This is a genomic window from Bacillus mesophilum, from assembly GCF_008923265.1.
Taxonomy (GTDB): Bacteria; Bacillota; Bacilli; order Bacillales; family Cytobacillaceae; genus Cytobacillus; species Cytobacillus mesophilum.
In genome coordinates this window covers 137328-150081 of the sequence record NZ_WBOT01000004.1, presented here as the reverse complement: position 1 = coordinate 150081, position 12754 = coordinate 137328, and the positions used below count along the sequence as shown (strand labels likewise).

The window sequence follows — 12754 nt, the reverse complement described above, 5'->3', positions numbered from 1 at the left end:
AATAGAAAGCATTGCAGCTCTAAAATAGGATCGGCAGGCTCCTCAGATAAAGAGCATTCCATCCGAAAAAAACTGAACCCCACATTCATACGTGAAACAATTTTATCAAAAAGCCGTTGCCTCATTCCGAGGTAACGGCTTTTTCTTTTTATTATTCACCTTTGATCTCAAGGAGTTTTACGCGAAGGTCATTTTCCATATTAGCAAGGTCCTGCTCGGCTTGTCTGCGTTTTGTTCTGCCTTCCTCTTGAATCCTTAACGTCTCTTCTAGTGTAGAAATTAAATTTTCCTGTGTTTTCTTAAGAGTTTCAATATCTACTAATCCACGCTCATTTTCTTTTGCTGTTTCAATCGTATTCGTTTTCAGCATTTCTGCATTTTTTAAGAGCAAATCATTTGTAGTTTTTGAAACTTGTTTCTGCGCTTCAACGGCCGACCGCTGGCGAATGAGTGTCAGTGCTATCGCCACTTGATTTTTCCACAAAGGAATGGCTGTCATAATGGACGATTGAATTTTTTCAACAAGCGCCTGGTTCGTATTTTGAATAAGGCGAATTTGCGGAGCGCTTTGAATCGTTATTTCTCTGCTTAGCTTTAAATCATATAAACGCTTATCTAAACGATCTGCAAATTGAATCATATCATTTACTTCTTGGAACTTCATTTGATCATTAGATTTTTCTGCTTCCTGCTTTAAGGCAGGAATGGTCTTCTCATGAAGTTCCTCCAGCTTTAACTCTCCAGCAGCGATATAAACATTTAAGGCATGAAAATACTCTTTATTGCTTTCATAAAGCTTTTCCAGCATAACAATATCTGTTAATAAAAGGTTTTTGCTGCGATCAAGCTTTACACTGATCCGGTCAATTTGAGCCCCGGTTTTCTGATATTTGGACAATACTTCTTGAATAGAACCTGACAGTCTTCCAAACATCCTTGAAAAGAAACCTGCTTTTTCCGGCTTTAACTCATCAGGATTTACTTCATTAAACTTTTTCATTAAATCACCAATAATCTCGCCTATTTCACCAACGTCCTTTTTCTGTACATGTTCAAGCATGGTATGTGAAAAGGAAAGCAGCTTTGATTGCGCTGGTGTTCCATACGAAATCATCGCCTGGTGATTTTTCGGATCTATTTGTTCGGCAAGCTGGTATGCTTTTGCCCTATTTTCCTCTGGAATGACATCAATGAGTCGAGGCTGTTTCTTTGCCCCAGTATCCTCATAGGCTGGCATTTGGGGACTTTCATCTCCAAATGGGTTTGCCAGCAAGTCATCGAGCAGATTGGCATCGTTTGTCTTTTTTAACAGAGGGGAATTTTGTTCATTCATTTTATACGCCTGCTTTCATCTGCATTTTTACGGGATTCCTGCAATGTTTTAATGGAATGTTTTGCAACATCTATTTCAAAGTGCAGCTGATCAATATCTTCTGCAATCACGTCATATAAGTCCTTCTCCACAAAAGCAGTTAATTCCTGCAATGTTTTTCTTGTATCCCTTAAAGAATGTTCAAGCTCCATGGTCATTTTTGGCTGAGAGGATAAAAAGACATACTTCTCCGCTAACTCCACAGCTGAGTCAAGATGTGAAAAATAAAACCGTTCAGCAAGATAAAATCGCTTTGGTTCTTTTTTCGTCAGACGGTAAATTTTTCGAGTAACCCGGATAAACTGCACCCGTTCTTTTAAGGACGGCATGTGCCGAATCGACATTAATGCTTTATGAAGCCTTGACAGCTTTCCTTTTGCTTCATCCAGATTTTTTTCAATATACGCATATTCCTTTCTGGAAAGACCATGCCGCTTTAAAAATCTTGATTTCATTACTGCACCTGATACCCAAAATGTGATAATGCCCGCACTGACCCCTATAACACCAGAGAGTGGAAATGTTTGATCAAAAGCAAAAAATGCAACGAGCCAGACTGATACAGCTGTTGGAGCTGCAATTAAAGATCTTAATATAAACGCTAAAAACGAATTCATCATTGATCGCTCCTATCCTAACCCTTTATTTATATACGAAATATGAACATTGAAGGTTTCAACAGACAAACACCAAATTTTTCATGTGAGGCAGTTTTCTTATCTTCTACGATACACGAAAATTCAACAAGTCTCCATAGACCACAATCCGATTATATTCTAAGACTTAAGGCTTAGGGCTTGTGTGTTTGGCCATTCTGCGCTGATAATTCTATCTCACAAGATGAATTACCTCTTATTTAATTATTGAATCCCCGATCGAGATATGGCAGCTGCTGATTCGATATATTTAACTGGTTTGATAGCGTTTGATATTAAAAACCTTTTGCATCAAAGGAAAAAAGCGCAGTGTAATTTGCGAACTCGCCTTTATTGCTGTGTAAATTTAGGCAGCTGAACTGTAACGATTGTTCCATGACCTGGTGTGCTGTCAATTTGCATGGTTCCATTATGCTCTTGAATAATCTTATTGCTGACAGTCAGACCGAGACCTATTCCCTTATCTTTTGTCGTATAAAAAGGAGTGCCCAAATAATGAAGGATTTCCGGCTCAATTCCCATACCTGAGTCAGAAATCTGAACTTCAACCATGTCTTCCTCTGTCTCACTGATACAGCAATGGATAAGACCTCCGTCTGACATGGCTTCTATGGCGTTCTTAAAGAAATTCATAAAAGCCTGCTGCAATTGATCTGGATTGCACTTAAGAAAGTAATCGTCTTCCTCGATAGAGTGAATGATCTTCACATTATGTATGTAAGCATCTGAACGAAGCATTTTTATCGAACTATTGATAATAGAGAACAGACTGCTGCTTTTTAGTTCTACGGCCTGGGGTTTTGCTAAAGCTAAGAATTCGTTGACACTTTTATCAATATTTTTTAATTCATCCATAATAATTGTTAAATATTCTGCTTGCCGTTCCTTTGCGTCACTATATTGAAGCAGTTTTGAGAACCCTTTAAGAGCTGTGAGCGGGTTTTTTATTTCATGCGCAATACTTGCGGCCATCTGTCCTATAATTGATAAGCGGTCTAAGTTCCTCAGCACTTCATCATTTTTAATGCGGTCATCTATATTTCTGCTGATTTTTAAAAAGAGGTCTATCTCATTTGCTTCGTTATATATAGGTGATATATTTGATTCGATATGCATGAATTCATTTTGCTTGGTTCTGGTTTTTGCCTGGATGATTTCAGATTTTCCATTCTTTGCGATTCTCTGCAGCAGTTCATCTACCGGTTCATCATTTATCGGCTGAATTAGCTTTTCCAGCTTTTGCCCTTTCAGTGTTTCAGGAGAAACGCCCAGTTCTGTATGGTGTGAAGGGGATGCATACAATACTTCATAATCCTTTGTATAGATTTTAATCATATCGGTTGTATTTTCAGTAATTAAGTTGTACAGCTTTTTGATCTGGATTAATTCTCTTTCCATTTCCTTTAGTTCCGTGATATCCCGCAAAACCGCAATAATCCCCATTACTTTTCCATTTGAGTCGCGAAAAGGCGAATAAGAGACAGCAATATCCAATTGCCTGCCATCTTTATGATAGCGGATCGTGTTTAAATTACTGTAAACCCTCCCTTTTTTCACTTCCCTGATAATATCAATAACGGATACAGGGTTCGGCATTTCTGCAATATTTCTTCCAAGCACTTCCTCTTCTGTATATCCAAAAATGTACGTAAACGTCGGATTAATCCTTCTAAAACAATCCTGCATATCAAAGATCGCTATTCCATCTGCACTGCTCGCAAGAAACAAATCAAGCACTTCATTGCAGCTCACACCTTCCGTAAAATCTAATTCCGGATCACCCTTCAGCATAAAAAACCTCTCCAGCCCTCTTTTTTATATTATTTTACAGAATGTTGGGATAAATAAGAATACCTTTTTTTATAGGGGTGTCACTGTGACGCCCCGGGTTTTGTCGATTCATGTCAGTATGTAGGAATGAATAAAAAAAGCAAGAGTCATTGATTTAACAACGCTCTTGCTTTTGCTGTGCTTATTATTTTTTAAATATCCCAAATGCTTTTCCTACCGGCAAAACAACTCTGCCAAAATGCGTGTTTAAGACCACAGCCGCTGAACCGTAAAACGATAATAAGGCAATTCCCATTTCAGCCAGTGCTGCCAGCATATGTGTAGCTTCTTCCATGATTCCGAAGCTGCTTAATGATAGACCAATAAATAAAAAATCTATAAGAACAAAAATAAAGAATAATACTTTATGTGTTTCCATTGCACCGACAGTCATGAACAGGCTAAAAATCAGATAACCAACAAATGCCATGCCAAGCTGATGCGGATCTGCTGCTGCAGCTAATTGTTCACCGAAAGCTCCAAGCTGAATCAGCCAGGTCATTCCTACACCAAACCAGAACAAACCAAATGCGCCAAACGCTGTCATTCCAAAGATATTATTATGCTTTGCATCTAGCACTGCCGCAAATAACTGCGCTAATCCGCCAAGAAAAAATGCCCATGGCAAAATGAGAGAAAGTCCCTCTGTTAATTCAAGCTTCTGCGATGAGGCTACAAAAGTGACCATCGCTAAACCGAACAGACCTAACGCTGACGGATCTGCTGTTGTAATCTTTACTTCTGTTTGATTCTGAATCCCCATAAAATCCTCCTATATATTCACACATATACATGTTCAATAAATAACAAACTCATCAAACATACTTATGTAATGTATAAGAATTGAGGGGGACATGTCAATAGAATTTTTTGGCTGTCACTGTGACGCCCCGGAAATCCTCGAATTTTGTCGAGAATTACTCGCCTTTAATTTATATGCCGCTGCATTTTGATAGTGTTATGATTCATGCTTCACCCCTTTTATTCAGCGGCAAAAGCTGGTGAGCCAAGCTCTGTGATGGATCATACATATTTTTTACATGATCTTTACACTTCCTCAAGAAATTTTTCAAAGTGGTCTAATACAATAATAGTAGAACTTTAATGGCTGGAGGGATGAGGTTGAGGATTACTGTAGTAGGAACAGGTTATGTCGGATTAATAACGAGTATTTGTTTGTGTGAAATGGGCCATACTGTCACGAATATTGATATTGATGACAAAAGAATCGCGCAGCTGAAGAACGGCCGCTCTGTTATTTACGAACCTGGATTACAGCAGCTGCTGGAGAACAATCTAAAGGAACGCAGACTCCTTTTCACAATTGATCCAAGGATTGCCTATGCACAAGCAGACCTCATTTTTATTGCAGTTGGAACTCCTGAAAATCCCGATGGCACAGCAAATTTAGAATATCTTCAGGAAGCAGTTTATGCGATTGCTTCACATATTGAAAAAGATGTCATCATTTGTACGAAAAGCACTGTTCCCGTTGGTACGAATGAAAAAATCGCCGAAATGATTAAAGATATGACACCTTCTCATTTGAATGTCAGCATCGTTTCTAATCCTGAATTTCTGCGTGAAGGATCTGCTATAAATGACTTTTTCCATGGAGACCGAATCGTTATTGGAACAGAGGACGAGAAAGCAGCTGCAGTTCTGCAAGAGCTTTATGCTCCGCTTAAGACTGAAATCATGGTGACAGATACCCGCAGCGCAGAAATGATTAAATATGCTTCAAACGCTTTTCTGGCAACCAAAATCAGCTTCATTAATGAAATTGCTGCTATTTGTGAAAAGGTTGGAGCTGATATTAGTCAGGTCGCAAATGGAATCGGCAAGGATAAACGAATTGGTTCATCGTTTTTAAAAGCTGGTATTGGCTATGGAGGATCCTGCTTTCCAAAAGACACAAAAGCACTTGTCCAGCTGGCCGGTCATGTTGATCATCCATTTGAATTACTTGAAGCAGTCATCGGCGTCAACAATCGCCAGCATACATTAGCTGTCGCAAAAGCCAAAGAAGCAGTCGGCGAACTCGCAGGCAAAAGAATTGCGCTGCTGGGGCTGGCATTCAAGCCGAATACCGATGATATTAGGGAGGCACCTTCTCTAACTATCTTAAAAATGCTGATGGAGGAAAATGCGGATGTGATTGCATTTGACCCTGCTGCTGTCTTAAATATACAAAGCATATTCGGGAACGAAATTCAGTATGCCGAAAACATAAATGAAGCCTTAAAAGATGCCGATCTTGCAATTATCGCGACAGAATGGGATCAAATCACCCAATTTCCGCTTGTTCAATATGAGGAACTAATGAAAACACCTCTGATCATTGATGGACGCAACTGTTACTCTCTCAGTGATATAGAACGTCATTCGATCACTTATATTTCAGTCGGTAGATCGCCCCATGCACAATCTGCCATAGCAAGGGTGTAAAGATATTAAGAAAGGACTTATAGATATGAAAATCTTACATGCTTTATATGGGATAGATTGCAGAGTTTTTCAGACGGTAAACCGCCATTTTGAAAACAAAATATTAAACCCATTTTTCCGCACCATTACCCATGTGGGGGGAGCGCGTTTCACAATCGCTATTACACTCTTGCTCATGCTTGCTGCACCTTTAAGAATAGCCGCTTATTCAAGTGCATTATCATTGCTGATCAGTCATTTGCCGGTGCATTTTGCCAAAAGATTTTATCCGCGCAAAAGACCATACCTGACGCTGGCCGATTCATTCAGTCCTGATAATCCATTGAAGGATCACTCTTTTCCATCTGGTCATACGACAGCTATTTTTGCTATCATTATTCCTTTTACTCTCTTAATTCCGTATATCGGTATTATTCTAATTCCGTTGGCTTGTATAGTTGGAATCTCGAGAATTTATTTAGGTCTTCATTACCCTACAGATGTCCTTGCAGGTTCGCTGCTTGGCACGATTACTGGAATAGCTTGCTTTTTTGTTTTTCATTCTTAAAACGAGAGGGAGATTCAGGTGAAAATAGCTTTTTTTACAGATACCTTTTACCCTGATATCAATGGTGTTGCCCGTACATTAAAACGTTTCACTGATTATCTATCCTCACAAAATATTGAAGTGAAGGTATTTGCACCAGATGGGGAAAATACAGATGAATATATCTCAGCAAATATCCATCGATTTAAAAGTCTTTCCTTTTTTTTATATCCCGAATGCAGACTTGCACTTCCTAATCTATTTAATATGAAAAGAGAATTGACTGAATTCCAGCCAGACCTTATTCATGTGGCAACTCCCTTTAACCTGGGTTTGTGCGGAGTCTTCTTCGCTAAGAAGTTAAATATTCCACTCGTAGGCTCATATCATACAAATTTTGATCATTATTTAGAGTATTATGACCTGCAATTCTTTTCTAAGATGGTTTGGAAATATATGAACTGGTTTCATCGCCCTTTTCGTAAATTATTTGTGCCTTCGCTTGATACAGAAGAACAATTAACTGTACAGGGATTTCACAATTTGGAAATCTGGTCAAGAGGAGTAGATTGCGAACTGTATCATCCTTATTATGATAAATATGCTGTTCGGCAAAAATATAATATTCGCAGCAAGTACCTGCTCGTTTACGTCGGCAGATTGGCACCAGAAAAAAACGTCGACACCCTGCTGGAGATTGCAGATGATCTGCCGCCTCATTTAAAAGAGAACAGTCACTGGCTTATCGCAGGGGATGGACCATCGCGAAGTGAAATGGAGAAAGCTGCACCTTCAAATATGACATTTACAGGTTTTTTAAAAGGAAAAGAACTTGCAAATATATATACAGCAGGCGATTTATTCGTTTTTCCTTCAACTACAGAAACCTTCGGAAACGTAGTACTCGAATCTCTGGCAAGCGGTACTCCTGTTATTGCTGCAAATGCAGGCGGTGTAAAAAATATTATCAAACACGGCTCCACAGGCACTCTATGTACACCAGGTTCTGCTGTAGAATTTGCAGATTCCATCATTTCCTTACTCTATGATGATAAATATCGCTATCAAATGGGCACAAATGCCAGAAATTATGCTCTCACCCAAAAATGGGACACCATTTTCAATACGCTTCTTGATCATTATTCAGATGTAATAAAAGAACGTTCTGCCGAAAAATATGCCTGAGGCACTGCCAAATGTCCTCTATAATAATAAATGGTTCCAGCTTATCAAACTGGAACCATTTTATGTATTCACTTATTTTTTTACTATCGCTAACTCTAACTGTTAGGTGCCAATACAAACACCATTAACGACTTATCTTCTTTAAAATTCCAATCAATCAAAATATCCTTTACATGGGATTTAAAAATGGATTCAAATTTACCGCTTCGATGGAAGTAACTTTTTTCGAGCTCGTCCTTTGTATATCTAAGCTCTTTTTTAAACCCTTGAGATATAAGTGCTTTTTCAATCGGGATTAATATTCCAATTCTTTCTATTACAAGTATCGTTTTCGAAAGAGGATAGGTGTTAATTTGGTCAGGCATCTTTTGCACAACTGCACTTATTCTCCCAACCTCATTTTCAAGACTTTTAATGTCTAAATCGGTTTGAAAATTTTCTCCCTCCCGTTCCTCCAGTACAAAGATCAGTACACCAGAGTTATTGGGGAAGTTCCAATCATGATAACAATCTGCCACATCAACATCTAATGTCACCTTCACAAGACCTCTAATTTCATCCAAAAGATGATTAATAATGGAGGTTCTGGCATCGTCCACATATTTCCCTTGTCCTTGCTGTATCAAGATCTCTTCCATCGGATTTATAAACCCCGTAATGTAGGTTACTAAATGTTTTTCGCCAACTGTAGTCCGACATGATTGTGGCCCTCTGCCAAAGTTTTTTCTTAATAATTTGCTAATATAACTGCTTATGTACTCTACTTTCGTATGCTCCATCTATTGGATCTCCCCTTCTTATAAGTATATTGAAGTATGTTGTAATCCAGATCTTTATTATGTAAAAAATTGAGAAGAAGAAAGGGAGATGTCCCGAATGGTAAGTTCACATCTCTTTTCGAAAAGTAAATACAAGCAGACTTTTATCACTTTGATAATCCCACATGATAAAAATGTCTTCGATTATGCGGTTAAAGGAGACTTCTAAAGAAGACTTTTGCTCAAAATATCCTTTTTTAACACTCTCAGAATAACGATAAAGGAGGTTCATTTTTCCCATTTGAAAGACTAGATTTTCAAGCGGAGCCATTATACTATCTGCTTCAATTATGCAAATACTGGGCGTATATTTTAGGATACTTAAATGTTCCGCTCTCTTATGGAAGCGTGAACCAATTTTATCAACCATAGCAAGAATTCTATTTTTGGTTCCTGCAGGCAATCTTTCTTCAACATTAGCTTTTCCGCTAACCAGCAGAATCATTCCAGTGTTTTTCTCGTAATTCCAATCATGATAAAAACTGGGATATCTCTGATCTAATGTTTTAGTAATTTCCGAAGAAAACTCTTTAATTACAGCTTCAATAATCGCCGTACGGAAATGAATGGCAATTTCCCATTGTTTACTCCCCAGTAACACTTCTTCCGCAGGAGTAATAAAATTTCGCATAAAAATATAAAGTTTTTCTCCATCTCCATTAACATAGCAAGTTTCAGGACCCTTACCGAATCTCCGTTTCAGCAACTTGCTAAGCGTACTGCTCAGATGAAGCATATGATCTTGAGTAGCGTTAATAATAACCTCTCCTTTCCCTAAATGTGGATGCTGGTCACTCAGCCCGAAAAAGCAAAAGATAGACTGAAATAAAGGTCGCTTTAACCTTATAGGGAGTGTATCTTCTGACATCATAGGGCTAACCGCTGCTGCAGCCAGTCATACTGAGATGCCAAAGAAACTGCCAAAGCTGCCCTTCGTTTGTCAAACTGGGGGCAACGTGCCAGCAAGCAACTTAGCGAGACTAGCTTCTTTTAAATTGAAGTGATGCTGACGGTAATGCTAAGATCAATTTTTCTTTCGCTTTCGGCTCCATTAATGCTGTACTGCCACATTTTTCAGCCGGCATCTTACAGGTACTATTCTTTTTCAATATGTGATGGTGATTATCGTATATAGTTAGTGAATTTAGGCACCCATTTTAGCTGTTGTGAATTAGTCAAACTGGACAATCTTCCTAATTAAATATATATGTCTTTTTCCCCAACTATCTATCTTTACAAACCACAATAGTGTCTATTTCAAAAGAAATGGTTAAAACAGAAGATTAATTAAATAGATTTCTGCTCAACATTTAGAAAACAAAAAGGCCTAACTTCCAAATTAAGAAGTTAGGCCACGGATAAGACGACTAATTATAGTTTCTTCCATTTACCATACAGAAATATGAATAGATATGTATTTTCTCAAAGAATGCACTACTCTAATCCTAATGACAGCAAGACATTAGACTATATTATTTTATCATTATAAAAGTGCTACTGCAAACATTACGATTCACGTGGTAAGACCACTTCAACTGATGTTCCCGTTGAGCTGCTGCTGATTAACATATCTCCCTTATGCTCTTTAATTATCTGATAACTGACCGGCATCCCCAGACCAGTTCCTTGCTCTTTTGTTGTAAAGAACGGCTCGCTAATCCGTTCTAATATTTCTGCAGGAATTCCCGGTCCTTGGTCAACTATGCGGATAATGACTTGATTTTCTGAGAGAAACTCTCCTTCAATTAGTATTTTACCGCCATCTGTCATAGCCTCGATTGCATTTTTTATATAATTTATAAAAACCTGCTTTAACTGATTTTCATCTCCATATATAGAAGCATCTTCAAAGCAATATGCAGCTTCAATCTCTATGTCATTAAGAAGTGCCTGCGATCGCATTAATGTGAGAATTTGCTCAAGCAGCGAATCCAAATTCACATTTTTATAGAAAACCTTATTTGGTTTGGCTAGGACCATTAGCTCTTTTAAAATTAATTCGATCCTTTCAATTTCCGATTTAATAATTTCAAAGTAGCTCGCCTTTTTCCCTTTGTAATCTCTCATCATTAACTGCAGGAATCCTTTTATGGCTGTCATTGGGTTTCGAATTTCGTGAGCAATCCCTGCCGCCAGCTGGCCTGCCACAGCTTGCTTTTCCGACATGAATTTTTGCTCTTTATGATGTGTCATTTCTTTTATAACAGCATAGCTGCCTATTATTGCTTTATGTAGGATGATTGGAAAAGCTGTAAGCTGAACATGAATCAATTCTCCTGATTTTGCTCTAATATGTATGTCAGAGTGGCACAGTGAATCTCGAGCAAACTCTTTAAAATAAGAATTTTCCTCATTCAGAGATGACGGTTGAAAAATATCAGAAATCTTCATAGTTTTGATTTCTTCAACTGAATAACCAATAAAACGCTGACACTCTTCACTTATATAGGCCAATTGCCCATTCTTTTTAAGAATTAAAAAAGAATCTGCTGTGTCAGATAGGATCGAAAAATCATTCATCCTATATAAATACGTCTCTAGATGGAGATTTTCCCATTCTTTTTCGCATATGGCCATTGAACTACCTCCTTTCTAAAATCTATATCAATAAAAATAAAAATAAAAAAGCCAAAATAAGTGTAGCTGCTCTACACTTATTTTGGCTTAAAACCCAGCATATCACTGGAGGATCTTTCCTTCTATCATATGAAGTTTTGCATTAATAATACTAGTAAGGTAAAGCTTCAAACTCAAACCTCATGTTTAATTTTATACTTATTTCTCCATTCTTTCAATTTGTTTTCATATTTTTCAGTTTTATATTTAATTTCAATCAATTTCAAAAAGGGAATTCTTATTTTCTATATACATCTTCCCGAGCATGAAATCCATCAAGAATAATGGTTTCGTCGATATTGTTAGCATCAACGGCGATTGGAGGCAAGAGCAGAAATGGGACATGAGACTTTCCATTATTTACCGTTTCTTTCACCCCTATATCCTCGCCAGCTGCCAGTTTCACCGCCAGCTCTGCCACTTCTTCGGCAAGTATACTAATCGGTTTATAAACAGTCATAGTTTGCGTACCATCAACAATCCGTTTTACTGCCGCTAGATCTGCATCCTGTCCGGCAACAGGAATTTCACCTGCAAGCCCCGCTTCCTCCAGTGCCTGTATAGCTCCGCCAGCTGTGGCATCATTTGCAGCAATGACAGCATCAATTTCACCAGCGTTTGCCTCTAGCGCTTGTTTCATATGCTTGTAGGCATTTTCCGGATCCCAGTTTTTTGACCATGCATCATAAATAATCGTGATATCACCCTGATCAATGGAAGGCTGCAGTACATTGAATACGCCTTTTTTAAATAGGTGGGCATTATTATCTGTTTCAGCTCCTCCAATGTAAACATATTTGCCTTTTGGAACAATCGAGCTGATTGCTTTAGCCTGCAGTTCACCAACTTGCTCATTATCAAAAGAGACATAAAAATCAATATCAGCATTGCGGATCAGCCGGTCATAGGAAATGACCTTAATTCCTGCCAAATGAGCCTTATGAACTATAGCTGCCGTCGCTTCTGCATTGTGAGGTACCACTACAAGCAGATCAACTCCTTGATCAATAAGCGTTTCTGCTTGTAAGACCTGCAGTGCGTCATTGCCGTTTGCAGCCATGACTCTGACGTTTGCTCCTAAATTCTCCGCAGCCTGTTTAAAAAGATCTCTGTCCTTATACCAGCGCTCTTCTTCTAGCGTATCCATTGAAAATCCGATTTCAATAGGATCCTTCGAAGGAGCAGGAGCTTGGATTTTTACTGGGGGAATAGGCTGCTGCTTCGCCGTTTCATTATTTTCACAAGAAGTTAAACAGGCTGCTGCCGCCAAAAGCATAAGAAGAAATAATTGCCGCAATGGTTT

Annotated in this window: 11 protein-coding genes; 3 read left to right on the top strand and 8 right to left on the bottom strand. The window is 38.4% G+C overall.

The annotated features are described in order from the left end of the window. Nucleotides 1–151 precede the first annotated feature (151 nt). The 4 genes from F7732_RS13880 to F7732_RS13865 form a co-directional block, all read right to left on the bottom strand. On the bottom strand, nucleotides 152–1333 hold the full coding sequence (locus F7732_RS13880; protein ID WP_151574637.1) for a toxic anion resistance protein: 1182 nt from the start codon (nucleotides 1331–1333) through the stop codon (nucleotides 152–154). After that, a complete protein-coding gene (locus F7732_RS13875; RefSeq protein WP_151574636.1) occupies nucleotides 1330–1989 on the bottom strand; it encodes a 5-bromo-4-chloroindolyl phosphate hydrolysis family protein in 660 nt (219 codons plus the stop codon). The genes F7732_RS13880 and F7732_RS13875 overlap by 4 nt, the downstream gene beginning before the upstream one ends. A 369-nt stretch (nucleotides 1990–2358) precedes the next feature. Continuing rightward, nucleotides 2359–3819 carry a PAS domain S-box protein gene (locus F7732_RS13870; RefSeq protein WP_151574635.1) on the bottom strand — a complete coding sequence of 487 codons (1461 nt, stop codon included), beginning with the start codon at nucleotides 3817–3819 and terminating at the stop codon, nucleotides 2359–2361. A 184-nt stretch (nucleotides 3820–4003) separates the two neighbouring features. Continuing rightward, entirely contained in the window at nucleotides 4004–4615 is a 612-nt protein-coding gene (locus F7732_RS13865) for an acetate uptake transporter (RefSeq protein WP_066451775.1), read from the bottom strand. A 365-nt stretch (nucleotides 4616–4980) separates the two neighbouring features. Between F7732_RS13865 and F7732_RS13860 the strand changes: the two genes are divergently transcribed. From F7732_RS13860 to F7732_RS13850, 3 genes are read left to right on the top strand one after another with little or no spacing between them, the layout of a single operon-like run. Then, nucleotides 4981–6306, top strand: coding sequence for a UDP-glucose dehydrogenase family protein (locus F7732_RS13860; RefSeq protein WP_151574633.1), 1326 nt, complete (start codon nucleotides 4981–4983; stop codon nucleotides 6304–6306). A 25-nt stretch (nucleotides 6307–6331) separates the two neighbouring features. Continuing rightward, nucleotides 6332–6853, top strand: a complete 522-nt coding sequence (locus tag F7732_RS13855) for a phosphatase PAP2 family protein (protein WP_151574632.1) — start codon at nucleotides 6332–6334, stop codon at nucleotides 6851–6853. An 18-nt stretch (nucleotides 6854–6871) separates the two neighbouring features. Further along, the gene (locus F7732_RS13850) at nucleotides 6872–8017 is read left to right on the top strand and encodes a glycosyltransferase family 4 protein (protein ID WP_151574631.1); all 1146 of its coding nucleotides are present in this window, start codon (nucleotides 6872–6874) and stop codon (nucleotides 8015–8017) included. 95 nt (nucleotides 8018–8112) lie between these two features. Here the strand turns inward: F7732_RS13850 and F7732_RS13845 are convergent, their stop codons facing one another. The 4 genes from F7732_RS13845 to xylF form a co-directional block, all read right to left on the bottom strand. Next, nucleotides 8113–8796 (bottom strand): Na-translocating system protein MpsC family protein, encoded by a 684-nt coding sequence (locus tag F7732_RS13845; RefSeq protein ID WP_151574630.1) that lies wholly within the window; start codon nucleotides 8794–8796, stop codon nucleotides 8113–8115. Between the two features lie 106 nt (nucleotides 8797–8902). After that, nucleotides 8903–9706, bottom strand: coding sequence for a Na-translocating system protein MpsC family protein (locus F7732_RS13840; RefSeq protein WP_151574629.1), 804 nt, complete (start codon nucleotides 9704–9706; stop codon nucleotides 8903–8905). A 635-nt stretch (nucleotides 9707–10341) separates the two neighbouring features. Next, a complete protein-coding gene (locus F7732_RS13835) occupies nucleotides 10342–11412 on the bottom strand; it encodes an ATP-binding protein (protein ID WP_151574628.1) in 1071 nt (356 codons plus the stop codon). A gap of 277 nt (nucleotides 11413–11689) precedes the next feature. Next, complete coding sequence (gene xylF / locus F7732_RS13830) at nucleotides 11690–12748, bottom strand: D-xylose ABC transporter substrate-binding protein (protein ID WP_240056626.1); 1059 nt, start codon at nucleotides 12746–12748, stop codon at nucleotides 11690–11692. Nucleotides 12749–12754 lie beyond the last annotated feature (6 nt).

What these genes read in the sequence shown, in the direction of transcription:
- F7732_RS13880 (WP_151574637.1), bottom strand. Translation starts at nt 1,333, where the DNA reads ATGAATGAACAAAATTCCCCTCTGTTAAAAAAGACAAACGATGCCAAT.
- F7732_RS13875 (WP_151574636.1), bottom strand. Translation starts at nt 1,989, where the DNA reads ATGAATTCGTTTTTAGCGTTTATATTAAGATCTTTAATTGCAGCTCCA.
- F7732_RS13870 (WP_151574635.1), bottom strand. Translation starts at nt 3,819, where the DNA reads ATGCTGAAGGGTGATCCGGAATTAGATTTTACGGAAGGTGTGAGCTGC.
- F7732_RS13855 (WP_151574632.1), top strand. Translation starts at nt 6,332, where the DNA reads ATGAAAATCTTACATGCTTTATATGGGATAGATTGCAGAGTTTTTCAG.
- F7732_RS13845 (WP_151574630.1), bottom strand. Translation starts at nt 8,796, where the DNA reads ATGGAGCATACGAAAGTAGAGTACATAAGCAGTTATATTAGCAAATTA.
- F7732_RS13840 (WP_151574629.1), bottom strand. Translation starts at nt 9,706, where the DNA reads ATGATGTCAGAAGATACACTCCCTATAAGGTTAAAGCGACCTTTATTT.
- F7732_RS13835 (WP_151574628.1), bottom strand. Translation starts at nt 11,412, where the DNA reads ATGGCCATATGCGAAAAAGAATGGGAAAATCTCCATCTAGAGACGTAT.